Below are 23,423 nucleotides of genomic sequence, written 5' to 3'. Positions count from 1 at the left end.
GCGATGTGGAGGTGGAGGCGCAGTGCCGTCACGCTCGTAGTCGTGAGCGCAGAGACTCTGGTGCTGGTGCTGGTCGTCGTGACCGCACTCGGCTTCGACTTCACCAACGGCTTCCACGACACCGGCAACGCCATGGCGACCTCGATCGCGACCGGGGCCCTCAAGCCCAAGGTCGCCGTCGCGCTCTCCGCGGTGATGAACCTGATCGGTGCCTTCCTCTCGGTCGCGGTGGCCCTCACGGTCACCAACGCGGTCGTCAAGACGTTCTCCGCGGCGGTGAAGGATCCCGCCACCGGGCAGGTGACGGCCCCGGCCCACCTCACGATGGGCGGCGACGCGCTGCTGATGATCGTCCTCGGCGGTCTCATCGGCGGCATCGTGTGGAACCTCCTGACCTGGCTCCTCGGCCTGCCGTCCAGCTCCTCGCACGCGCTGTTCGGTGGCCTCATCGGCGCCGCGATCACCGCGAACGGCTGGGACGGCGTCAACTGGGTCGGCGACGGCACCAAGCTCGACGGCGTCGTCGGCAAGGTGCTGCTGCCCGCGGTCGCCTCGCCGATCGTGGCGGCTCTCGTCGCCGGACTCGGCACGTGGGTGATCTTCAAGATCATCGCCGGCATCTCGCACCGCACCAGCGAGGAGGGCTTCCGCTGGGGCCAGATCGGCACCGCGTCGCTGGTCAGCCTCGCCCACGGCACCAACGACGCGCAGAAGACGATGGGCGTCATCACCCTCGCGCTGATCGCGACCGGCCACTGGAGCGCGGACGCCTCCACGATCCCGTTCTGGGTCAAGCTCGCCTGCGCCGTGGCCATCGCCGCCGGCACCTACCTGGGCGGCTGGCGCATCATCCGCACGCTCGGCAAGGGCCTGGTCGAGATCGAGTCGCCCCAGGGCATGGCCGCCGAGGCCTCGTCGGCTGCGGTCATCCTCGCCTCGAGCCACCTCGGCTTCGCGCTCTCCACCACCCACGTGGCCACCGGCTCCATCCTCGGCACCGGCCTCGGCCGTCCCGGCGCCGAGGTGCGCTGGGGCGTCGCCGGCCGGATGGTCGTCGGCTGGCTGCTGACCCTGCCCGCCGCCGGCTTCGTCGGCGGCGTGATGTGGAGCATCGGTCACGTGCTCGGCAACACCGGCGGTGCGATCGTCGAGTTCCTCATCCTGATCGGTCTGGCCGGATACATGTTCCAGCGCTCGCGGCACAACGCCGTCGGGGCGCACAACGTCAACGACGACTGGTCGGGCATGCCGGCCGCCTCGGGCGTCCCGTCCGAGCTCGCCACGGGAGGTGTCGCATGAGTGGAGGCTCCGCCTTCGTGAAGGACCTGCACTACGCCGGAACGGCGATCTGGCAGGTCCTGCTGGCCAGCGTCGTGCTGGGCGCCGGTCTCCCGGTGATCTTCGCGCTCGGCGTGCGCTCGTTCGCCTGGGGCTCCGGCGGCCAGAGCGCCGAGGGCGCTCCTCGTCCGGGCAACCCGGCCGGCAAGGCCCTCGCGATCCTGCTCTTCGCCGTCGTGCTCTACGTCCTGGCGCTCGGGATCTACTACATCGTCGTCGGCGGCCACGGCAAGGAGCTGGAGTTCCACGGCCTCTGGCCCGAGCAGGTGGCGAAGAAGTGACCTCGCCTGTCGGCCGGATCATCTCCTGGCTGAAGGCGGGCTACCCCGACGGGATCCCGCCGGGCGACTACCCGCCGGTCCTCGCGGTGATGCACCGCCAGCTCGGCGAGGAGGAGCTGATCGCGATCGCCGACGAGCTCGCGATGCAGTCGATCTCGCTGGGCGACGTCCCGACCACGGCGGACGACATCAAGACGCTGGTGCGCGAGCACGCCTACCAGCGCTGCACGCCGGACGACCTGACCCGCGTCTCCGCGCTGCTCGCCCGTGGCGGGTGGCCGCTCGAGGCCGACCTCGAAGCCGACCTCGAGGGCTGAGACGGCCGCTGCAGGCTCGCGCCGCGGCTGGTCAGTCGCCGACGGCCCGCTTGCCCCGCTTGACGATGAGCGGGTCCGGGCGACCCACGACGGCCTCGTCCTTGCCGTCGTACTCGACGGTGGACAGGAAGTGGCGCATCGCGTTGAGCCGCGCGCGCTTCTTGTCGTTGGACTTGATGGTGATCCACGGCGCCGAGCGGGTGTCGGTGCGCTGGAACATCTCCTCCTTGGCCCGGGTGTAGGAGTCCCAGCGGTCGAGGGACTCGAGGTCCATGGGGGAGAGCTTCCACTGCCGCACCGGGTCGATCTGGCGGATGATGAAGCGGGTGCGCTGCTCGGACTGGGTCACCGAGAACCAGAACTTCGTCACCGAGATGCCGGACTCGACCAGCATCTTCTCGAAGCGCGGCGCCTGGTCGACGAACTGCTCGTACTGCTCGTCGGAGCAGAAGCCCATCACGCGCTCCACCCCGGCCCGGTTGTACCAGGAGCGGTCGAACAGGACGAGCTCGCCGGCGGCCGGGAGGTGCTGGGCGTAGCGCTGGAAGTACCACTGGGTCTGTTCGCGCTCGCTCGGCTTCACCAACGCGACCGTGCGGGCGTACCGCGGGTTGAGGTGCTCCATGAAGCGCTTGATCGTGCCACCCTTGCCGGCCGCGTCACGTCCCTCGAAGATCACCACGTGCCGGTGACCGGTGCGCTGCTGCCAGTTCTGGAACTTGATCAGCTCGACCTGCAGCTCGTACTTCTGTAGGTCGTACTCCGTGCGGTCCATGCGCTCGTCGTACGGGTAGTTCTCGCGCCACGTGTCGACCGCCTTGCCGGCCGGGTCGATCAGGATCGGGTCGTCGTCGTGATCGTCGCCGATCGTGTGACCCTCCACCTGGAGACGGTCGATGTAGGCCCGCAGGTCGTCGATCATGCTCGGAGGCTAGAGGCATCGGTTGAACGCCGGGTTACAGAGCGTCACCCGGTGCGCCGTACCCTGGGGGCGTCATGAATCGTGCGCCGCGGACCGTCTACCTCGACCACGCTGCCACCACGTCGATGGTGCCCGCGGCCGTGGACGCGATGAGCGCCCACCTGCACGAGGTCGGCAACGCCTCCTCGTTGCACGCCTCCGGTCGCCGAGCGCGCCGGGTGGTGGAGGAGGCCCGCGAGTCGATCGGTGCCGCCCTGGGCGCGCGACCGGGGGAGGTGGTCTTCACCTCCGGTGGCACCGAGGCCGACAACCTGGCGCTCAAGGGGGCGTACTGGTCGCGGCGCGCTGCCGATCCCCGCCGGGTGCGGATCCTCAGCACCGGCATCGAGCACCACGCCATCCTCGACCCGCTCGAGTGGTTGGAGCGTCGCGAGCGGGCCGTCGTCGAGCTGCTGCCCGTCGAGCGCGACGGCCGGCTGTCGCTGACCGCTCTGCGCACGGCGCTGGAGACCCATGCCGACGAGATCGCGCTGATCTCGGTGATGTGGGCGAACAACGAGGTCGGCACGGTCCAGCCGATCGCCGAGGTGGTCGCGCTCGCGGCCGAGCACGGAGTCCCGGTGCACACCGACGCGGTCCAGGCCGTGGGCGCGGTCCCGGTCGACTTCGCCGGCGTCGGCGTCGACGCGCTCTCGCTGACCGGGCACAAGCTCGGCGGCCCGTACGGCGTCGGCGCGCTCATCGCCCGGCGCGAGCTGGAGCTGACGGCGCTGCTGCACGGTGGCGGCCAGGAGCGTGACGTGCGCTCGGGCACCGTCGACGTCCCCGCGATCGCGGGCTTCGCGGCCGCGGTCGAGCTTGCGGTCAAGGAGCAGAGCACGTACGCCGCCCGCGTCGGGACGCTGCGCGACGAGCTGATCCGCGGCGTGCTCGAGGTCGTCCCCGATGCCGTGCTCAACGGCGCCCGGCCGGGACCCGAGCGGCTCCCGGGCAACGCCCACTTCTCCTTCCCCGGTTGCGAGGGCGACTCGCTGCTGATGCTGCTCGACGCCCAGGGCATCGAGTGCTCCACCGGCTCCGCGTGCTCGGCCGGTGTCCCGCAGCCCTCCCACGTCCTGCTGGCGATGGGTCGCTCGGAGGCCGAGGCCCGCTCCTCGCTGCGCTTCTCCCTCGGTCATGGCTCGACGTCGGACGACGTGGCCGCGCTGCTCGCCGCCCTCGGGCCGTGCGTCGAGCGCGCTCGCGCCGCCGGGTCCCGATGAGGTCGCCGCGGTGAGGGTCATCGCCGCCATGTCCGGCGGGGTCGACTCGGCCGTCGCCGCCGCGCGCGCGGTCGAGGCCGGCCACGATGTCACCGGCATCCACCTCGCCCTCTCGCGCAACCCCGCCTCGTACCGCTCCGGCGCGCGCGGGTGCTGCACGATCGAGGACAGCAACGACGCCCGCCGCGCGGCGGACATCATCGGCATCCCGTTCTACGTCTGGGACCTCTCCGAGCGCTTCCACGAGGACGTGGTCGAGGACTTCAAGGCCGAGTACGCCGCGGGTCGTACGCCCAACCCGTGCCTGCGCTGCAACGAGAAGATCAAGTTCGAGGCCGTGCTCGACCGGGCGCTGGCGCTCGGCTTCGACGCGGTCGTCACCGGGCACTACGCGGAGGTGCGACCGGCCGCCGACGGCGACGGCGTCGAGCTGCACCGCGCCCAGGACGGCGCCAAGGACCAGAGCTACGTGCTGGGCGTCCTCACCCAGGACCAGCTCCGGCACGCCCTCTTCCCGCTCGCGGACACGCCCAAGCCCCTCGTGCGCGAGGAGGCGGCTCGTCGCGGGCTGCTCGTGGCCGACAAGCCGGACTCGCACGACATCTGCTTCGTCGCGGACGGCGACAGCGCCGGCTGGCTGCGCGAGAAGATGCCCGACATCGTGGGCACCGCGCCGGGCGCGATCGTGGACGAGAGCGGTGCGGTCGTCGGGTCGCACGAGGGGACGCTGGGAATGACGATCGGGCAGCGCCGCGGCCTGCGTCTCGGCGTGCCCGCTGCCGACGGGAAGCCGCGCTTCGTCCTCGACATCGAGCCGGTCTCCGGCGTGGTGACGGTCGGCCCGCGCGAGCACCTCGCGGTCGATCGGATCACCGGTATCAAGCCGCGCTGGTGCGGCACCGTCCCGACGCGCCTGGAGGGCGCGGGCGTCACCGTCCAGTTGCGCGCCCACGGCGACGAGCACCGCGCGGTCGTGGTGGTCGGTGGCGACGGCTCCGAGGTGGCGATCGAGCTGCTCGACCCCGCGTACGGCATCGCGCCCGGCCAGGCTGCGGTCATCTACGACGGCACCCGCGTCGTCGGCTCGGCGACCATCGCCGCGACCGGCCGCGAGCAGGGAGCGCGATGAGTGTCGTCGCCACCGGCATCGGGTCGCTGCCGGGCACCGACTTCGCCGAGTCCGTGAAGGTCGTCCTCGACGAGCTGCCCGACCTACCGCACCTGCCGGAGCTGCCCGCCCGCGGCGTCGGCGCCGACATGGTCGGACGGGCGCTCGCGATCCTCGACGGCCTGGACGCCGACCTGCAGCCGGCCGGCTGGCGGCTCACCGGCTCGGCCGGCTCGCCCGGCGTCGACCAGCGCCGCGCCCGGTCGCTGCTCGCACAGGACCTCGACGTCCTCGAGGAGCTCGCGGACGGCTACACCGGTGCCTTCAAGATCCAGGTCGCCGGGCCGTGGACGCTGGCCGCCACCGTGGAGCGCCCGCGCGGCGACCGGCTGCTGGCCGACCACGGTGCCCGCCGCGAGCTCGCCCAGGCGCTCGCGGAGGGCGTCCGCACCCACCTGCGCGACGTGCGCCGGCGCCTCCCCGGTGTCGAGGCCCTGATCGTCCAGGTCGACGAGGCCGCGCTGGACGCCGTCCTCAACGCGAGGATCCCGACGGCCAGCGGGTACGGCCGGCACCGCTCCATCGACCTCCCCGAGGCCTCCCAGGCGCTGCAGTGGGTGCTCGAGGCGATCGCGGACGAGGGCGCCGAGCCGTGGGTGCACTCCTGCGCGGCGGCGACCCCGTGGGACCTGGTGCGCGGCGCCGGGGCGAAGGGGCTGGCCGTCGACATGGCCCAGCTCACCGCGCGCGACCTCGATCACCTCGCGGCCGCGCTGGAGGCGGATGAGACGGTGGCGCTCGGCGCCGTACCGTCGCTCGACCCCGAGGACCGGCTCTCCGACAAGCAGGTCACCGAGCAGGTGCTGCGCTGGCTCGACATGGTCGGCCTCGACCCGCACGAGGTGTCGCTGGCGATCACTCCGTCGTGCGGCATGGCCGGCGCCAGCGTGGCGTGGAGTCGGCGTGCGATGGCGCTGGCGCGCACCAGCGCCGGATCCCTGAGCGGCTGAGCCGGATCGTGGGTACCTGAGGGCGTCACCCACCGACGACCCCAGGAGGTTGCCATGCCCGGCTTGGCCGGAAAGCGGATCGCCATCATCGCCACCGACTTCTTCGAGGAGGCGGAGCTCGTCGTCCCACGCGACCGGCTGCGCGAGGCGGGCGCCAGCGTCAGCGTCTACTCGACCAAACGCGAGGCGATCCAGGCGACCGAGGGCGACACCGAGCCGACCCGGAAGGTCGACGTCGACGGCACCTTCGACGACCTGGACATCGAGAGCACGGACGCGCTCGTCGTACCGGGTGGCACGGTCAACGCCGATCGGATCCGGGTGGAGGCCGCGGCCCAGGAGCTGGTCCGGGCGTTCGACGAGGCCGGTAAGCCCCTGGCGATGATCTGCCACGGCCCGTGGCTGCTCATCTCCGCCGGCCGCGCCCAGGACCGCCGGCTGACGAGCTGGCCGAGCCTGGCCGACGACCTGCGCAACGCCGGCGCGACGTGGGTGGACGAGGAGGTCGTCGTCGACGGCAACCTCATCACCAGCCGCAAGCCCGACGACCTCGACGCCTTCGTCGAGGCGATCCAGAGCGCCCTGGCCGCCTGAGCCGGCCGAGTCGCCCCAGACGCACGAGTGCCCCACGACCCGGTCGGGTCGTGGGGCACTCGGACGTACGAGCTGGGACGGTCAGCCGACGTGGACCGGGGCCTCCGGGCCGTCGGTGGCCAGCTCCTCCTTCTTGACGTTGAGGAAGAGCCAGACGATCGCCGAGGTGGCGAGCATCATGAAGCCGCCGACCAGGAACGCGTGGGTCGCGCCCTCGGTGAAGCTGGCCTGGAAGATCGAGCCCTGGAGGAACGTCAGATCCGTGCCGGGGATGACCTTGTTCGGGTCGATGCCCGCCTGGGTCAGACCCTGGCTGAGCGCCGGCGCGACCTCGGCGGTGCGGCTGTTGGTGAAGTGCAGGGCGACCGTGCTGAGCGTCGCCAGGCCGAGCGCGCCGCCGACCTGCTGCATGGTGTTCAGGACGCCCGAGCCGATGCCGGAGTCCTCGGTGCGGACGTGGTGGACGGCCGTCAGCATGAGCGGGACGAACACCATGCCCATGCCCACGGACATCAGCACGATGAACGGGAAGATGTGCGCCCAGTAGTTGACGTTGGTGCCGGCGGTCGAGCCCTTCGCCATGGCGGCGAGCACCTGGCTGGGGGCGTCGTGAGCGGAGATCCGCGAGAAGGCGAACAGCGCGACGGCCGCCATCAGGGTGCCGGTGCCGGCGATGAAACGGGCGTTGACCTTGGCCACGAGATTGGAGGAGATCGTGGCACCCGTGACGACACCGAAGGAGAACGGCAGGAACGCGAAGCCGGCGCGCAGCGGGCTGTAGCCCATGAGCTGCTGGATGAACAGGCTGAGGAAGTAGAACATCGCGAACATCGCGGCGGGGGCGATCATCATGGCGATGAAGCTCGTCGCGCGGGTCTGGTTGGCGAAGATACGCATCGGCAGCAGCGGGTGCTCCACCCGGGACTCGACCACCGCGAAGGCGACGAGCAGCAGCACGCCGGCGACGAGGGAGCCGATGGCCTGGCCGGAGCCCCAGCCGTAATCCGCCTCGCCGGCCCGGGTGAGGCCGAAGACGATCGCGAGCAGGCCGAGCGTGCCGGTGATCGCGCCGGGGATGTCCAGCTGTCCGTGGTGCGGCTCCGACTCGGTCAGCACCCGCGGGGCGAGCGCGGCCGCGACGAGGCCGATCGGGACGTTGATGAGGAAGGTCAGACGCCAGCCGTGGACGTCCAGCCCGGCGATCCCGTCGAGGCCGGTCAGCCAGCCACCGAGGATGAGGCCGACGGCCGCGCCGGCACCCGACATGGCGCCGTACATGGCGAACGCGCGGTTGCGCTGCGGGCCGGCGGGGAAGGTGGTCGTGATCAGCGCGAGCGCGGCCGGGGCGGCGAGTGCGGCACCGAGGCCCTGCAGGCCGCGGGCGCCCAGGAGGAGGGCCTCGTTCTGCGCGAGTCCGCCGAGCAGCGACGCGATCGCGAAGGTGCCGAGACCGAGCATGAACATCCGGCGGCGACCGTAGAGATCGCCGAGCCGGCCGCCGAGGAGCAGCAGGCCGCCGAATGCGAGCGAGTAGCCAGTGACGATCCAGGTCAGGTTCGCCTGGGAGATCTCCAGGTCCTGGCCGATGTACGGCAGCGCGATGTTGGCGATGGTGGCGTCGAGCACCACCATCAGCTGGGCGATGAGGATGAGGACGAGCGCGAACCCCAGGTTGCGGGAGCCGGTCGGCGCCTCGACAGGCGGGTCCGCCTGAGCGATGGAAGACATGGGTCAGTCCTTGTTGGTCGTGGTGATAGGGCCGGATGCGGCCGGAATGACGATCTGGTCGATCACGCGGGTGACGAGGTCCTCGGTAGCGGTCTCGCCGAGCATGAAGACGCGGTGCAGCACCACGCCGGGCATGGCGTGGCTGATGAGGTCGATGTCGAGGTCGGGACGGAGCTCGCCTCGGGCGGCGGCGCGGTCCCAGATGATGCGGCTGAGCTCGACCTTGGCGGCGATGAACTGCTCGCGGAACTCGCGGGCGAACTCAGCGTCGCGGCTGATGGCGGTGATGACGCTACCCATGGTGGCGACCATCTCCGGGTCGGTGAGGCCACCGAGCCCGCAGAACGCCGCCTGGAGGTCGCCGCGCAGACTGCCGGTGTCCTCCGGGATCGGCCCGTGGTCCTTGGTGGCGTGAAGCGCGTCGATGACGAGCTTGGCCTTGGTGGACCAGCGCCGGTACAGCGTCGCCTTGGAGGCCTTCGCCCGAGCGGCGACGGCGTCCATGGTGAGCCGGTCATAGCCGACCTCACCGAGGATGGTGAGGGCGGTCTGGAGGATCTCCTGCTCCCGGTCACCCTCGATACGAGGGCGGGCGAGGGGGCGTGGAAGGTTCACCGGAGACTCCTGGAGTTAACGTCGTGTTCACAATGAAACGAAACCGTTTCGTTTCATCCAAGACAGTACGACGACGTTTCATTCCCGCCAAGCCGGTTTTTCCGACTGGACTAGACCGGAGCGTCCCCGGCCTGCTCGCGCAGCTGCCGGATCTCCGCGCGCAGGAGGGCGTTCTCGCGCTCGAGGGCGAGCACCGACTCGACGCCGGCGAGGTTGTGGCCGGCGCCGAGGAGCTCGGTGATGCGACGCAGCCGGTCGATGTCCGCGGGTGCGTACAGGCGGGTGCCGCCCGGCGTCCGCTGTGGCTCGACGAGCCCGCGGCGCTCGTACGCGCGTAGGTTCTGCACGCCGGTGCCGACCAGGTCGGCAGCCACCGAGATGGCGAAGAGGGCGCGGCTCTCGGTCAGGGGATCGATCGACTCCATCCGACTTGCCTCCTTGTCTGCGGCGCGCTATAAGAAACCTATAGCGATCACTATAGATCGCCGACCCACTACATCGGAGGTGAACCATGTTGATGCGTACCGACCCGTTCCGTGACTTCGACCGGCTCGCCCAGCAGCTCCTCGGCACGGGCACGACCTCGCGACCCGCGATCATGCCGATGGACGCCTGGCGTGAGGGCGAGACCTTCGTGGTCGAGTTCGACCTGCCCGGCATCGCGCCCGACACGCTCGACCTCGACGTCGAGCGCAACGTGCTCACGGTCAAGGCCGAGCGCCCCGCCCGCAACGGCGACTGGGAGCTGCTCGCGTCCGAACGGCCTCGCGGCCTCTTCAGCCGCCAGCTCGTCCTGGGCGACAACCTCGACCTCGAGCGGATCGAGGCGGCGTACGACGCCGGCGTCCTGCGGCTCCGGATCCCGGTCGCGGAGAAGGCCCGCTCGCGCAAGATCACGGTCCAGGGTGTCAGCACCACGCCGCACCACACGGCCGAGCTCAACGCCTCGGAGGAGAGCGCCTCGGCCTGATCGGCGGCCTCGTCCGAGGCCTGATCGCACGCACAACCGCTTGCCGCGTCCCCACCTGTCGGTGGGGCGCGGCAAGATGTGCTCTATGAACGACGAGCGCGCCGTCCAGCACCCCGCGAGCATCCACGCCGAGCTCGCCGCGCAGATCGAGGCGGCCTCGGACGCCTACTACCGCGACGGCTCCACCCCGCTCTCCGACGCCGAGTACGACGCGCTGCTGCGCCGCCTCGGCGAGCTCGAGGAGCAGTACCCGGAGCTCGTCACGCCCGAGAGCCCCACGCAACGGGTGATGGGCAAGGGCACCTACGAGGGCACCGCCTTCGCCTCGATCGACCACCTCCAGCGGATGGAGTCGCTCGACAACGCCTTCTCCGCCGACGAGGTCACCGCCTGGCATGAGCGCGTCGTACGCGACGCCGGCACCACGCCGGAGCTGCTCTGCGAGGTGAAGTTCGACGGCCTCGCGATCAACCTGCTCTACGAGGACGGACGGCTGACCCGGGCCCTGACCCGCGGTGACGGCCGTACGGGCGAGGACGTCACCGCCAACGTGCTCACCATCGAGGGCATCCCGCAGCGCCTCACCGGCTCGGCCGAGCACCCGGTGCCGGCGCTGGTGGAGGTGCGCGGCGAGGTCTACCTGCCCACGAAGCGCTTCGAGGAGATCAACGCCGAGCAGGAGGCGGCCGGAAAGCCGCTCTACGCCAACGCGCGCAACACTGCGGCCGGCTCGCTGCGGCAGAAGGACCCGGCCATCACCGCATCGCGCCGCCTGCGGATGACGTGCCACGGCATCGGCGCTCGCGAGGGCTTCGAGGCCACCTCGCAGTCGGGTGCCTACGCCGCGCTCTCGTCGTGGGGCCTTCCGATCTCGCCGCTGGTCAAGGTCGTCCCCGACCTGGCGGGCGTCGAGGAGTTCATCGCCTACTTCGCGGAGCACCGGCACGACCCGGAGGTGCTCACCCACGAGATCGACGGCGTGGTGATCAAGGTCGACGACGTCTCGCTCCAGCGCCGCCTCGGCTCCACCTCGCGGGCGCCGCGCTGGGCGATCGCGTACAAATACCCGCCCGAGGAGGTCAACACCCTCCTCAAGGAGATCGCGGTCAACACCGGCCGTACGGGCCGGGTCACGCCGTTCGGCGTGATGGAGCCGGTCAAGGTCGCGGGCTCCACGGTCGAGATGGCGACGCTGCACAACTTCTACGAGGTGGCCCGCAAGGACGTGCGCCCCGGCGACACCGTCGTGCTGCGCAAGGCCGGCGACGTCATCCCCGAGATCCTCGGCCCGGTGCTGGCGCTGCGCCCCGACGGCCTGCCGGAGTGGACGCCCCCGACCGAGTGCCCCGCCTGCGGCACGCCGCTGGTCGAGCAGAAGGCCGGCGACAAGGACCGCCGCTGCCCCAACCACCAGTACTGCCGCGCCCAGGTGACCGAGCGGGTCAACCATGTCGCCGGCCGCGGCTCCTTCGACATCGAGGGGATGGGATACGAAGCCTGCGTCGCGCTGCTCGAGTCCGGTGCCCTGCGCAACGAGGGCGACATCTTCGACCTCGACGAGGCGAAGCTCGCCGCGACGCCGCTGTTCACCCGAGCCCCCAAGAAGGGCGAGGACGGGCCGCAGCTCACCGCCACCGCGCACAAGCTGCTGAGCAACCTCCAGGAGCGGAGGTCCGTGCCGCTGTGGCGCGTCCTGGTCGGGCTCTCCATCCGCCACGTCGGCCCGACGGCCTCGCGTGCGGTCGCGGGGGAGTTCGGCTCGATGGAGGCGCTGCGCGAGGTCGTGCGGGCGGCGGACCCGGCCGTCTCGGCGGAGGTCGATCCCGACGCGGACGAGGCCGCCGAGGTGAGCGGCGAGGCGGTGGAGTCGGCGTCGGCCGGCGCCCTGGCCGCCCGCGCCCGGCTCGCCGAGATCGAGGGTGTGGGCGGGGTGATCGCCGACTCGCTGATCGCGTGGTTCCGCGAGCCGTGGCACGCCGAGATCGTCGACAAGTGGGCAGCGGCCGGCGTGGTGATGGCCGACGAGCGCGACGAGTCGATCGAGCGCACCCTCGAGGGGCTGACGATCGTGGTCACCGGCTCGCTCGAGGGCTTCTCCCGCGACTCGGCGAAGGAGGCGATCATCAGCCGCGGAGGCAAGGCCGCCGGCTCGGTCTCGAAGAAGACCGACTACGTCGTCATCGGCGAGAACGCGGGCTCCAAGGCCGACAAGGCCGAGGAGCTCGGGCTCACCATCCTCGACGAGGCCGGCTTCGCGAAACTGCTCGAAGCCGGCCCCGACGCCCTCTGAGGTCGAGAGGTCACATATCGCGGGTCGAGAGGTCAGTTCCTGCGGGTCGAGTGGTCAGGACTCGTTGTTGTTCCCGCTGACCCGGATCGGGCCGGTGCCGTCCAGGGTGACGGGGGTGCTGGTGCACGCCATCGTGTCGGGATCGCACGACTTCACCGAGGCCCCATCGACGACGAGCAGGCGACCGGTCGCGGTCCACCCGAACGCGCCGTACTCCAGCGAGGTGGTGCGCGATGCACCGGTGGCGAGGTCGATGATCCTGGCCGACCTGCCCTCATAGCTGCAGGATCCGTCGTCGGTGCACATCGCGTACGGCAGCAGCGCCAGGTGGGTGCCGTCCGTGGAGAGTTGCGGGTAGCGCTCCACTCCGACGCTCGGGTCGTACGTGATGGTCTTGAGCACCGCGCCGGAGGCGAGGTCGACCACCTGGATCCTGCCCTGTGCGTCGTTGCTGACGATCTCGCGTCCGCCGCGCGTCTCGGGCATGTGCTCGGGCACGGTCGTCTCCTCGACCCGGCCGGTGCGCCAGCGCACGTCCAGCAGGGTGCCGTCGACACCGATGTACGCGTGGTCGCCGGACAGCGAGACCGGCGGAGCGGCCCAGCCGTTCCAGGTCGAGGTGCCTCGGAACGGGATCTCCCGCACCGTGCTGCCGTCGCGGACGTCGCGGATCACGAGCATCCAGTGCTCGTCGTCCGCGCCCTTGTCGGCATAGGCGAGGTAGGGGAGCGACGGATCCGAGCCCGGCACGCGGTCGTTGAGACTGAAGCGGAGGTCGGTCAGGGTCCCGTCCGGGCGCGCGAGCCAGTAGCTCGAGCCGCTGGTGTGCGGACCGTCGGTGTAGGGGGAGGCGCCGAACCGCAGCAGCGTGCCGGCCGACGTGTAGTACATCGACTTGACCTGACCCGGCACCTTCACCGTGGCGCCGGTGCCGAGGTGCACGACCGAGCCCTGCGCGACCGCCCAGTCGGTGGCGGCCGGCGCGGTCGCGGGGTCGAGGACGACGGGCGTACGAGCCCTGGCGCCGGCGACGTGCACCAGCGCGCCACCGGTGATCACGGCGGCAGCCGCGATCGACACGACGGCGGTGCGCCGGCGGCGGACGCGCCGGCGGCCCGCGGTCAGGATCGCGCCCGTCGGGGCGTCGGGGATGGCGAGGTCGTGGGCCTCGTCGTGCAGGAGAGTGCTCAGGCGGTCAGTCATGGAGGGCTCCTTCGGGAAGGATGGCGTCGCCCAGGAGGCGGCGCAGCTTGGTCGGTCCGGCGGAGGTCTGGCTCTTGACCGTGCCGGCGGAGCAGTCGAGGAGCGCTGCGGTCTGCTCGACGTTCAGGTCCTCGTAGAACCGCAGCGCGATCACGGCCCGCTGCCCCGCAGGCAGCTCGCGCAGCGCCGCCAGCACGGTCGGACGGTCGGACGGATCGACACCGTCCGCGGGCGGTGGCTCGGGGAGGTCGCCGGAGGCGAGCTCGCGTCGCCACGACGCCTTGCGGAAAAGCGTGCGGGCCTCGTTGAGGAGCGTGGTGCGGGCGTAGCCGTGGGCGGCCGCGGTCTCACGGATGCGCGGCCATGCCGCGTACGTCTTGGTGAGGGCGGCCTGCGTCAGGTCCTCGGCGGCGGTGTGCTCGCCGAGGAGCAGGTACGCCGTCCGGTAGAGCGGTCTCCAGGCGTCGGTGACGAACGCGTCGAACTGCTCGTCGGTGGGTCTGCGGGTCATCCACACTCCCTGTCTCGGTGGTCACCCTGACAGATGCGGTGAGGTCGCGTCCGGTTGGTCGCAGGTTTTCAGAGTCCACTCGGATGGGGGCGATCACGCGGGTCACGGTCGCGACGATGAACGCGCCACGTCCGACTACTCCTGCAAGCTCGTGCACGGCGACAACGTCTGCAAGAGCGCCATGCACCGGGCGATGGGTCGCCGCGGTCGATGCCGCAGTCGGTCACCGGGTGAGCAGCTCGGCCCGGTCGGCATCCAGCTTGCAGGAGCGGCGTTCGAGACGGGCCTCCAGCAGGGTGCGGGCCTCCGCGACCAGGCCGGCGCGCTGCTCGCACAGCAGCAGCGACTCCTCGATGACCTCGCGCTGAGCGGCCGAGCCGCCCACCGTCACCAGCGCCGGGATGACACCGGACAGGATCTCGGCGGCGTCGGCCCAGCGGTCGTCGGCGGCAGCGACGAGTGCATCGACGATCGGAGCGACGACCTCCCGGGTCGGGGACTCCGCGGCCGAGCGGCACCACTCGCCGAGCGCGACCAGACGGGCCCGGTCGCCGGTGGCGGCGATCGCCAGCGCGGCGTGCAGCGCGATGAACGGCGTGCCCGGTCGATCGAGCAGCTCCTCGCCGACCGCGGCGAGCACCGGCTCGATCGGCGGCGGGTCGGTCTCGGCCGGGTCCCACGAGGAGATCGTGATCCGCCAGCGCCACAGCAGCGAGGCGGAGTCGACCAGCGCGCGTACGCCCGTGACCGCCGGCGGCGCGAGCTGGGAGTAGTAGCGGGCGCGGACGGCCTCGGTGTCGCCGAGCGCGAGCTCGTGCAGCGCGGCGTGCCAGGAGAAGTGCGCCCGGTGGCTGGCCGAGCGACCGCTCGCCGCCACCCAGTGGTCGAGCCACTCGCGGCCGGTCTCGTGCTGCCCGGTCTCGTAGAAGACGTGGGTGAGCGCGTGCACGGCGTGCCCTGACGAGGGCTCGCACGACAGCGCGCTCTCGGCGAGCAGTCCGGCCTCCTCGTACCGGCCCTGGTCCTGGCGGATGAAGGCGAGCAGCGAGATGTACCACCAGTGGTCGCCATAGGCGGGCGCGAGCCCCTCGACCAGGTCCCAGGCCTCCTGCTGGACGTCGATGAGGCCGGAGAAGGCGATCGTCGGCACGGCTGCGGAGACCGCGAGGACGTCGCGCGGGTGCTCGGCGACGTGGCGGCGCAGCGCGATCGCGCCCTCGTGCCGGGCGTCGCGGACGCGCTGGGCGACCATCTCGACGAAGCTGCGCTCGCGGTCGTCGCCACGGCGCCTCGCTGCGCGCTGGGCCGCGCGCAAGGAGGCCTGTACGTCGGCCGACGCGCCCGCCTCGTGGCCGAGCATCGCCAGCGCGGCATGAGCGATCGCGAAGTCCGGGTCCAGGCGAGTGGCCTCGCGGATCAGGTCCTCGCCGCCGGACTGCAGCCGCATGACGCGCTCCAGGCCCGCGTTGTAGGCGGCGGCGGCCTCCGCGGTGGTCGACAGCGGGAGGCCGAGCGGGTCACGCGGCCGGGCCGCCGGGTGGGTGCCGGGCACGACGGTGCCGTCGGCGAGGCGACGGGGCAGCGGTGCGACGGCGTCGAGCACGCCGGTGGCGAGCGCCAGGGCCTGCGTACGGATCTCGGGCACGGCTGTCGACTCCCACAGCTCACCCTTGCGCAGCGCGCCCAGCGTCCATAGCGGTGCGGCGGTGGAGCCGACCTCGTCGACGAGACGGCCGTGATCGGTCCGGACGCCCATCCCGGCGGTGGCCAGCGTTGCGAGGGCGCCGCCCTTGCGGTCACGGAGGAGGTCGTCGAGCAGCGGGTTGCCGAGTGTGCGGATGTCGAGCCGCGGGCCGGTGCAGTTGACCACCCAGCCGACGTCGAGGGTGCGGTCGTCGCTGAGCGTCACGCGCAGGCCGCCGCGCGGCAGCGGCTCGGCGCTGCGGACCTCGCCGACCAGCTGGTCGAGCCGGCCGACGTGGGTGAGCTCGCGGATGACGACGTCGCTGGAGGGCGCCATCCGGTGACGGACGACGTTCCACTCGCCGGCGTCGGTGGCCAGGAACGCCGCGCGGTCCTCCTCGGTGAGCCGGCCCCAGAGGGTGGCGAGCTGGAAGCGGAGGCCGTCGACGGCGGGGCGCCAGTCGCCCGCGCTCTCCCAGACGCGGTGGAGGTGCTCGTGGGTGCGCTCGCGGATCGACGCCAGGTCGGCGCCCCAGTCGCTGACGTCGGGGATCGCGGCCGGCTTGAGGGCCGGGGCGTGCGGGTGGGGGAGCCGGCCCGAGCGGGAGAGGGCGTGCAGGACCCGGTCCGTACGCGCGTCCTCCCCGGTGAGGCTCAGGGTCAGGTCCACCATGGTCAGGCCGGCGCCGACCAGCAGGACGTCGGCGGGGCCGGTGCGGTCGCGCCGGACGACGTCGATGGCGCCGGGCGCCCACGGATCCGGGACGAAGAAGGGCGAGTCCGCCAGCTCGGGCGGCGCCCAATGGTGGCCGGCGGCGGGCAGGCCGGTGGCGACGATGACCGCCTGACACGCGATCTCCTCACCGTCCGAGGTGGTCACCGCTGCGCCGCAGGTGTGGCGTCGTACGCCCACCGCCCGGGTGCGGCGATGCTCGACGGTGACCTCACCGCCCGCCTGGCGCACGGCCTCGGAGAGGGTCTCGTCGAGGTAGCGCGCCCACTCCCGGCGCGGGGCGAAGACGTAGCCGTCGGGCGAGCCGCCGTTGCGGCGCCGCCAGGCGACGAAGTGGGTCGGGTCCTCGGGCAGGGCACTCATCCCGGAGGCTGGCACGTTGAGGAGGTGCTGGTCGTCGGCGGTGCCGAAGGCGGTGCCGCGCGCCCAGCGGTCGGCGGGGTCGAGAAGGACGATCTCGACGGCCGTCGAGCGCCGGCCCGCCTCGCGCGTCAGGTGCAGGGCGCTGAGCGCGCCGGCGGCTCCCGCGCCGACGATGACGATGCGCGGCTTGTGCGTGGCGTTCGCTCGGGTCATGGCCACCCCTCCGATTAAGTCAAGTAAGTAACATGACTATATCCACGGAGGTGGGTGACGGGCGGCATCGGCGCGCAGATCCGGCCCACTAGACTCAGCGCTATGCCTGAACTCTCCCGTGACGAGGTGCGCCATCTGGCCGACCTCGCCCGGATCGACCTGAGCGACGCCGAGCTGGAGCACCTCGCTCCACAGCTCAACGTGATCCTCGAGTCGGTCGCCTCGATCCAGGGCGTGGCCGGCCCCGATGTGCCCGCGACGTCCCATCCCATCCCGATGACCAACGTCTTCCGTGAGGACGTCGTCGTGCCGGGCCTGACGCCGCAGCAGGCGCTCGCCGCCGCGCCGGCGCAGGAGGACGACAAGTTCTCCGTGCCGAGGATCCTGGGGGACGAGCAGTGAGCTGGATCCACAGGACCGCCGCCGAGCAGGCCGCGGCACTCGCCTCCGGTGAGGTCACCTCGGTCGAGCTGACCCAGGCGCACCTCGACCAGATCGCCGCCACGGATGGCGAGCTGCACGCCTTCCTGCACGTCGACGCCGAGGGCGCGCTCGCCCAGGCCCGCGCCTCCGACGAGCGTCGCAAGGCGGGCAACCCGCTGCACGAGCTCGACGGAGTCCCGATCGCGATCAAGGACGTCCTCACCACCGAGGGTCTGCCCACCACCGCGGGCTCCCGCATCCTCGAGGGCTGGATCCCGCCGTACGACGGCACCGTCACCGCGAAGATCAAGGCCGCCGGCCTGCCGATCCTCGGCAAGACCAACATGGATGAGTTCGCCATGGGGTCCAGCACCGAGAACAGCGCGTACGGCCCGACCCGCAACCCGTGGGACCACGACCGGATCCCCGGCGGCTCCGGTGGCGGCTCCGCGGCCGCGGTCGGAGCCTTCCAGGCCCCGCTCGCGATCGGGTCCGACACCGGCGGCTCGATCCGCCAGCCCGGCGCCATGACCGGCACCGTCGGCGTGAAGCCGACCTACGGCTCGGTCTCGCGCTACGGCGTGATCGCGCTGGCCAACTCGCTCGACCAGCTCGGTCCCTGCACCCGTACGGTCCTCGACTCGGCGCTGCTGCACGAGCTGATCGGCGGCCACGACCCGCGCGACTCCACCTCGGTCCCCAACGCCGTCACCGGCCTGGCCGACGCAGCCCGTGCCGGTGCCGCCCGTGACCTCAACGGACTCCGGGTGGGCATCGTCAAGGAGCTCCAGGGCGATGCGTGGAACGCCGACGTCGTGGAGCGCTTCGACGAGTCGGTCGCCCTGCTCAAGGAGATGGGCGCCGACGTCGTCGAGGTCAGCCTCCCGAGCTTCGTGCACGCGATGGCGGCCTATTACCTGATCCTCCCGGCGGAGTGCTCCTCCAACCTCGCCAAGTTCGACGCCATGCGGTACGGCCGCCGAGTCACGCCCGAGGGCAGCCCGAGCGCCGAGGAGGTCATGAAGGTCTCCCGCGACGCCGGCTTCGGCGACGAGGTCAAGCGCCGCATCATCATCGGCACGTACGCCCTCTCGAGCGGCTACTACGACGCCTTCTACGGCCAGGCCCAGAAGATCCGGACCCTGATCATCGAGGACTTCAAGAAGGCCTTCGAGCAGGTCGACGTGCTGGTCAGCCCGACCGCGCCGTCCACCGCGTGGCCGATCGGTGAGAAGGCCGACGACCCGCTGGCGATGTACCTGCAGGACCTCGCCACCATCCCGGCGAACCTCGCCGGCGTCCCGGGCATCTCGATCCCCTCGGGCCTCTCGTCCGCCGACGGTCTGCCGACCGGCATCCAGTTCCTCGCGCCCGTGCTCGAGGACGCCCGCCTCTACCGCGTGGGTGCCGCGCTCGAGTCGGCCCTGTTCGAGCAGTGGGGCGGCCAGATCACCCCGGCCGCGTACGCCCCGAAGGGAGCGAACTGACATGACGGAGACGCTCATCGACTTCGACGAGGTCCTGGAGAAGTTCGACCCGGCCATGGGCCTCGAGGTCCACGTCGAGCTCAACACGAACACCAAGATGTTCTGCGGCTGCCCGGCCGTCTTCGGCGGTGCGCCCAACACGAACGTCTGCCCGACCTGCCTCGGCCTGCCCGGCGCCATGCCGGCGGTCAACGCCAAGGCGGTCGAGTCGGCCATCCGGATCGGTCTCGCGCTCAACTGCGAGATCGCGGAGTGGTGCCGCTTCGCGCGGAAGAACTACTTCTACCCGGACATGCCGAAGAACTTCCAGACCAGCCAGTACGACGAGCCGATCGCCTTCGAGGGCTACCTCGACGTCGAGGTGGAGGGTGAGACCTTCCGCATCGAGATCGAGCGCGCGCACATGGAGGAGGACACCGGCAAGGCCACCCACGTGGGTGGCTCCACGGGTCGCATCCAGGGCGCCGACTACTCGCTGATCGACTACAACCGCGCGGGCATCCCGCTGATCGAGATCGTCACCAAGCCGATCCTGAACACGGGCGCGAAGGCGCCGCTGGTGGCCAAGGCGTACGTCTCCGCGCTGCGCGACCTGGTCAAGGCCCTGGGCGTCTCCGACGTCCGGATGGACCAGGGCTCGATGCGCTGCGACGTGAACCTGTCGCTGGCCCCGAAGGGCTCGGACAAGCTCGGCACCCGCTCGGAGACGAAGAACGTCAACTCCCTGCGCTCGGTGGAGCGCGCGGTGCGCTACGAGATGTCGCGGCACGCCGGCATCCTGCTCTCCGGCGGCTCCGTGCTGCAGGAGACGCGCCACTTCCACGAGTCCGACGGCACCACCTCGTCGGGCCGCGAGAAGTCCGACGCCGAGGACTACCGCTACTTCCCGGAGCCCGACCTGGTGCCGGTCGCGCCGTCGCGCGAGTGGGTCGAGGAGCTGCGGGCTACCCTGCCCGAGCCGCCGGCCGAGCGCCGGGTCCGCCTTCAGGCCGACTGGGGCTTCACCGATCTCGAGATGCGCGACGCCATCAACGCCGACGCGATCGACCTGATCGAGGAGACCGTCGCTGCCGGCGCTGCTCCGCAGGCCGCCCGCAAGTGGTGGCTCTCGGAGATCTCCCGCCGGGCCAACGAGGCCGGTGTGGACCTGGTCGATGCGGGCGTCTCGCCGGCCCAGGTCGCCGAGGTCCAGAAGCTCATCGACGCGGGCACCCTCAACGACAAGCTGGCGCGCCAGGTCTTCGACGGCCTCTTCGCCGGCGAGGGCACACCGGCCGAGATCATCGAGAAGCGCGGTCTCGCGCTCGTCTCCGACGACGGCCCCCTGCTGGCCGCCATCGAGGACGCGCTCGCCGCGCAGCCCGACATCGCCGAGAAGATCCGCGGCGGGAACGTGAAGGCCGCCGGCGCCATCGTCGGCGCGGTCATGAAGGCCACCCGTGGCCAGGCCGACGCCGCTCGGGTGCAGCAGCTGATCGTCGAACGGCTGAGTTGAGCCGCCGCGCGTAGCGCGGCAGAAGCTCAGCTGACGTACCGACTCTGACGGTCACGACCGCCGCACTGTGGGATTCCCCATGGTCGCGGCGGTCGTTCCTCTGCGGGCACGGGTTAGGCTGCGCCGTACTCAAATTCCATATGCGCCCGTAGCGGGGGAAGCCGGTGAGACTCCGGCGCTGACCCGCAACCGTGACCCCCTGAGGGAAGCCGGAGCACCTGCCACGGAGCGTCTTGACCACATCGCTGCCGAGGTTACGCAGCGGGTCGACCACGTCTGAGGACCGGTCCACCCGCCGCACGCAGCGGGAAGGACCCATGAACACCCTGCTCCGGCGCACCAGCGCCCTCGCCGCCGCGGCTCTCGCCGCCGGCGCCCTCACCCTCCCGGCCGGTACGGCCCAGGCCGCGACGGCTCAGCCGGCCGGTCTGAGGGATGCGATCTCCTGGCTCCACGGCAACCTGGGCCAGACCGGCCTTCTGCCGGGCTTCGACGGCACGACGCCCAGCATCAGCGCCACCGCCGACTTCGCCAAGGGCCTCTCCGAGGTCGGCTCGCCGGAGCTTTCGACGGTCGCGGGGTCGATCACGACCGCCGCGGCGGCCGCGCTCGGTGACGACCACCGCTCCGCGCAGGAGACGGCCGAGGGTGCCTGGGCCTCCACGCTGGGTGGCGCGGCGAACGCGCAGCTCACCAGCGACCTCGAGGCGCACATCGCGCAGGGCGGCGAGACCGTGCAGGTCGCCACTACCACCTACGGCCCGGGGCCGGACTACACGCCCACGACCACGGTGACGCCGACGACCTCCGCGCCTGCCGCGAAGGGCCGTCTCCTCGACCAGACGTTCAGCGAGTGGACCGGCACGGACGCCCAGTCCTGGGCCGTGGAGGCTCTCGGTGCGACCGGTTCAGCTTCGCTCGGTGATGCGCTGGGCTATCTCCTCCACCAGCAGTGCGCCGACGGTGGCTTCCGGTCGAAGTTCGACGCGGTGGACGCCGCGACCCAGGACTGCGTCGGTGCGACGGGGAGCACCGAGCAGACCGCGTCCAGCCCCGACGCCACCGCCAGCGCGGTGATCGCGCTCAGCACCCTCGCGACGCCGAGCACCGCCGTCACCACCGCGATCGGCAAGGCGGCGACCTGGCTGTCGACGCATCAGAAGGCTGACGGCAGCTACAGCGAGCCGTCGAGCTACGGCGACTACACCAGCACCAACTCCGCCGGTCTCGCTGCGCGCGCTCTCCTCGTCAGCGGCCACGCCTCCGCGGCAGCGCCGACCGTGGCGCTGCTGCGCTCGCTGCAGATCGCCCCGATCGCCGGCTGCGCGAGTGGCCTCGCTGCGGACCGCGGCGCCGTCCTCTACGCGAGCGACAACTACGACGCCGCGTTGGCCTCAGGCATCGGCACCGGCCAGAAGCTGGGCTCGGCGCTCTCGGTCACCTCGCAGAGCCTCGGTGCGCTCACCGCCCTGCCGGCCGCGACGGCCCTCAAGATCAGCCAGACGCCTGCCGCGGTGAAGCCCGGCGCCAAGGCGACGCTCAGCCTCGCCGGCGTCGCGGCCGGTGAGCGCGTCTGCGTCACCGGCGCCGGTGCTGCCCGCCTCCTGGCCCCGGGCACGACCTCCTTCACGGTCACGGCTCCGGCCAAGGGCGCCGCGGCCTCCGTGACGGCGTCGACCGCCTCGGGCACCACGGCGACCGCCGCGCTGAAGATCGACACCGCCACGACCCTCAAGGTCGCCGCCCCGAAGAAGGCTCACCGCGGCCAGCGGATCACGGTCCGGATCAAGGGCCTCTGGGCGGGGGAGAAGGTGACCCTCAAGCTCGCCAAGGCGAAGCTCGGCAAGGCCACCGCGAACGCCAACGGAACCGCCGTGTTCAAGGGCCGGGTCGCGAAGCGGAACGCACCGGGCAAGAAGAAGCTCGTCGCCACCGGCGCCTTCGCCGATCGCACCGGCGCGACCGCGCTCAAGGTCGTCCGTTGATCCAGCGTTGTGCCGGCCTGATGGCGGCGGCGGTCCTCCTGGCCACCGCCGCCATCGGCCTGTCCGTTCCGTTCGGCCCGGCCGCGCAGGCCGCCTACTGCTCGAGCTCCGGGGTCGGCGTCGTCGTCGACTTCGGCGCTCTCGGCGGCGGGGTCGGCACCGGGTGTGGGAGCGGCTCCGATGCGGCCGCCGCGTTCGACAGCGCCGGAGTCACCCTGACCAACGACCCCAACAACCCCGGTTTCGTCTGCCGCGTGCAGAGCATGCCGGCCCCGGGCTCCCCGTGCATGGCGACGGATGCGTACTGGGGACTCTTCATCTCCAAGCAGGGCGGCGCCTGGGCCTACGCAAGCCAGGGCGTCTACACCCAGCCGGTCCGCGCTGGGGACAGCGTCGCTTTCGTCTGGCAGTCCTCCAACACCCGCAAGCAGCCCGGCACCGCTCCGCAGCCCGTCCGGGTGACGCAGCCCAGCCCGACCCCGAGCGCGAAGACGGCATCGGCCCCGGCGAAGTCGGGCACCAGGAGCACGAAGGCGACGAAGCCAGCCCCGAAGGCGGCCCCTGCGCCCTCCGCCTCTGCGAACGCGGTGAGCACTGCGACGAGCACGACGGCCTCGGCCTCGTCGGCTGCCACGTCGAGCGCCTCCGCCAGTGCCTCCACCAGTGCCTCCGCCAGCGCACCGGCTGCATCGCCGAGCGCGTCGGCATCTGCCCAGGCCGCGACGTCGTCCGGCGGAGCGACCCCGGGGACCGGTGACATCACGCCCGTGACCTCGACCGAGGCCGCTGACACCGGCGGCCTGCCCGGGTGGGTCCCGCCCGCCGTCATCGCAGTCCTCGCGGTCGTGGCCGGCGGCATCGCGCTGGCCCGGCGCCGGAAGGTCTGACCCGT

At 71.7% G+C, this 23,423-nt stretch carries 21 protein-coding genes and 1 riboswitch; of the genes, 14 read left to right on the top strand and 7 right to left on the bottom strand.

Going from position 1 to position 23,423, the window contains the following annotated elements:
- Nucleotides 1–42 precede the first annotated feature (42 nt).
- The 3 genes from KSO98_RS14675 to KSO98_RS14665 are packed head-to-tail and all read left to right on the top strand — an operon-like array spanning nucleotide 43 to nucleotide 1,936.
- Nucleotides 43–1,299: an inorganic phosphate transporter gene (locus tag KSO98_RS14675; RefSeq protein ID WP_225286405.1), complete on the top strand. Its 1,257-nt coding sequence runs from the start codon at nucleotides 43–45 to the stop codon at nucleotides 1,297–1,299.
- Nucleotides 1,296–1,619 (top strand): hypothetical protein, encoded by a 324-nt coding sequence (locus KSO98_RS14670; protein WP_225286404.1) that lies wholly within the window; start codon nucleotides 1,296–1,298, stop codon nucleotides 1,617–1,619. The genes KSO98_RS14675 and KSO98_RS14670 overlap by 4 nt, the downstream gene beginning before the upstream one ends.
- Nucleotides 1,616–1,936, top strand: a complete 321-nt coding sequence (locus KSO98_RS14665; protein WP_225286403.1) for a DUF3349 domain-containing protein — start codon at nucleotides 1,616–1,618, stop codon at nucleotides 1,934–1,936. The genes KSO98_RS14670 and KSO98_RS14665 overlap by 4 nt, the downstream gene beginning before the upstream one ends.
- A gap of 31 nt (nucleotides 1,937–1,967) precedes the next feature.
- On the opposite strand, the gene ppk2 is transcribed toward KSO98_RS14665, so the two are convergent.
- The gene (gene ppk2 / locus KSO98_RS14660) at nucleotides 1,968–2,858 is read right to left on the bottom strand and encodes a polyphosphate kinase 2 (protein WP_225286402.1); all 891 of its coding nucleotides are present in this window, start codon (nucleotides 2,856–2,858) and stop codon (nucleotides 1,968–1,970) included.
- A 74-nt stretch (nucleotides 2,859–2,932) separates the two neighbouring features.
- On the opposite strand from ppk2, the gene KSO98_RS14655 reads away from it, so the two are divergent.
- Genes KSO98_RS14655 through KSO98_RS14640 form a run of 4 tightly spaced genes read left to right on the top strand, consistent with a single transcriptional unit; the run spans nucleotide 2,933 to nucleotide 6,832 of the window.
- Nucleotides 2,933–4,120: a cysteine desulfurase family protein gene (locus KSO98_RS14655; protein WP_225286401.1), complete on the top strand. Its 1,188-nt coding sequence runs from the start codon at nucleotides 2,933–2,935 to the stop codon at nucleotides 4,118–4,120.
- 10 nt (nucleotides 4,121–4,130) lie between these two features.
- A complete protein-coding gene (gene mnmA / locus KSO98_RS14650; protein ID WP_225286400.1) occupies nucleotides 4,131–5,249 on the top strand; it encodes a tRNA 2-thiouridine(34) synthase MnmA in 1,119 nt (372 codons plus the stop codon).
- Complete coding sequence (locus tag KSO98_RS14645; protein ID WP_225286399.1) at nucleotides 5,246–6,238, top strand: uroporphyrinogen decarboxylase/cobalamine-independent methonine synthase family protein; 993 nt, start codon at nucleotides 5,246–5,248, stop codon at nucleotides 6,236–6,238. The genes mnmA and KSO98_RS14645 overlap by 4 nt, the downstream gene beginning before the upstream one ends.
- Before the next feature lie 54 nt (nucleotides 6,239–6,292).
- The gene (locus tag KSO98_RS14640) at nucleotides 6,293–6,832 is read left to right on the top strand and encodes a type 1 glutamine amidotransferase domain-containing protein (protein ID WP_225286397.1); all 540 of its coding nucleotides are present in this window, start codon (nucleotides 6,293–6,295) and stop codon (nucleotides 6,830–6,832) included.
- Nucleotides 6,833–6,913: 81 nt separating this feature from the next.
- Here the strand turns inward: KSO98_RS14640 and KSO98_RS14635 are convergent, their stop codons facing one another.
- The 3 genes from KSO98_RS14635 to KSO98_RS14625 form a co-directional block, all read right to left on the bottom strand.
- Nucleotides 6,914–8,560: an MFS transporter gene (locus tag KSO98_RS14635; RefSeq protein ID WP_225286396.1), complete on the bottom strand. Its 1,647-nt coding sequence runs from the start codon at nucleotides 8,558–8,560 to the stop codon at nucleotides 6,914–6,916.
- 3 nt (nucleotides 8,561–8,563) lie between these two features.
- Complete coding sequence (locus KSO98_RS14630) at nucleotides 8,564–9,175, bottom strand: TetR/AcrR family transcriptional regulator (RefSeq protein WP_225286395.1); 612 nt, start codon at nucleotides 9,173–9,175, stop codon at nucleotides 8,564–8,566.
- 110 nt (nucleotides 9,176–9,285) lie between these two features.
- A complete protein-coding gene (locus KSO98_RS14625; protein ID WP_225286394.1) occupies nucleotides 9,286–9,600 on the bottom strand; it encodes a MerR family transcriptional regulator in 315 nt (104 codons plus the stop codon).
- Between the two features lie 86 nt (nucleotides 9,601–9,686).
- Between KSO98_RS14625 and KSO98_RS14620 the strand changes: the two genes are divergently transcribed.
- Together KSO98_RS14620 and ligA are read left to right on the top strand one after the other, a co-directional pair.
- A complete protein-coding gene (locus KSO98_RS14620) occupies nucleotides 9,687–10,145 on the top strand; it encodes an Hsp20/alpha crystallin family protein (RefSeq protein ID WP_225286393.1) in 459 nt (152 codons plus the stop codon).
- 85 nt (nucleotides 10,146–10,230) lie between these two features.
- The gene (gene ligA, locus KSO98_RS14615) at nucleotides 10,231–12,435 is read left to right on the top strand and encodes an NAD-dependent DNA ligase LigA (protein WP_225286392.1); all 2,205 of its coding nucleotides are present in this window, start codon (nucleotides 10,231–10,233) and stop codon (nucleotides 12,433–12,435) included.
- A 54-nt stretch (nucleotides 12,436–12,489) separates the two neighbouring features.
- Here the strand turns inward: ligA and KSO98_RS14610 are convergent, their stop codons facing one another.
- The 3 genes from KSO98_RS14610 to KSO98_RS14600 form a co-directional block, all read right to left on the bottom strand.
- A complete protein-coding gene (locus tag KSO98_RS14610) occupies nucleotides 12,490–13,638 on the bottom strand; it encodes a hypothetical protein (protein WP_225286391.1) in 1,149 nt (382 codons plus the stop codon).
- Nucleotides 13,631–14,149, bottom strand: a complete 519-nt coding sequence (locus KSO98_RS14605) for a SigE family RNA polymerase sigma factor (protein WP_225286390.1) — start codon at nucleotides 14,147–14,149, stop codon at nucleotides 13,631–13,633. Before KSO98_RS14605 ends, KSO98_RS14610 begins: the two co-directional genes overlap by 8 nt.
- A gap of 223 nt (nucleotides 14,150–14,372) precedes the next feature.
- Nucleotides 14,373–17,141, bottom strand: coding sequence for an FAD/NAD(P)-binding protein (locus tag KSO98_RS14600; RefSeq protein ID WP_225286389.1), 2,769 nt, complete (start codon nucleotides 17,139–17,141; stop codon nucleotides 14,373–14,375).
- Nucleotides 17,142–17,243: 102 nt separating this feature from the next.
- On the opposite strand from KSO98_RS14600, the gene gatC reads away from it, so the two are divergent.
- The 5 genes from gatC (at nucleotide 17,244) to KSO98_RS14575 (ending at nucleotide 23,418) form a co-directional block, all read left to right on the top strand.
- Entirely contained in the window at nucleotides 17,244–17,543 is a 300-nt protein-coding gene (gene gatC, locus KSO98_RS14595; RefSeq protein WP_225286388.1) for an Asp-tRNA(Asn)/Glu-tRNA(Gln) amidotransferase subunit GatC, read from the top strand.
- On the top strand, nucleotides 17,540–19,051 hold the full coding sequence (gene gatA / locus KSO98_RS14590) for an Asp-tRNA(Asn)/Glu-tRNA(Gln) amidotransferase subunit GatA (protein ID WP_225286387.1): 1,512 nt from the start codon (nucleotides 17,540–17,542) through the stop codon (nucleotides 19,049–19,051). Before gatC ends, gatA begins: the two co-directional genes overlap by 4 nt.
- Nucleotide 19,052: 1 nt before the next feature.
- Entirely contained in the window at nucleotides 19,053–20,546 is a 1,494-nt protein-coding gene (gene gatB / locus KSO98_RS14585; RefSeq protein WP_225286385.1) for an Asp-tRNA(Asn)/Glu-tRNA(Gln) amidotransferase subunit GatB, read from the top strand.
- Nucleotides 20,547–20,639: 93 nt separating this feature from the next.
- Nucleotides 20,640–20,786, top strand: a riboswitch (cobalamin riboswitch).
- A 77-nt stretch (nucleotides 20,787–20,863) separates the two neighbouring features.
- Nucleotides 20,864–22,531, top strand: coding sequence for a prenyltransferase/squalene oxidase repeat-containing protein (locus tag KSO98_RS14580; protein ID WP_225286384.1), 1,668 nt, complete (start codon nucleotides 20,864–20,866; stop codon nucleotides 22,529–22,531).
- Nucleotides 22,528–23,418, top strand: a complete 891-nt coding sequence (locus tag KSO98_RS14575; RefSeq protein WP_225286382.1) for a hypothetical protein — start codon at nucleotides 22,528–22,530, stop codon at nucleotides 23,416–23,418. The genes KSO98_RS14580 and KSO98_RS14575 overlap by 4 nt, the downstream gene beginning before the upstream one ends.
- Nucleotides 23,419–23,423: the final 5 nt, after the last annotated feature.

This window comes from Nocardioides nematodiphilus, from assembly GCF_020216525.1.
In the GTDB taxonomy this organism is placed as follows: Bacteria; Actinomycetota; Actinomycetes; order Propionibacteriales; family Nocardioidaceae; genus Nocardioides; species Nocardioides nematodiphilus.
The sequence above is the reverse complement of the archived record's forward strand: the minus strand, read 5'-3'. Positions and strand labels throughout refer to the sequence as shown.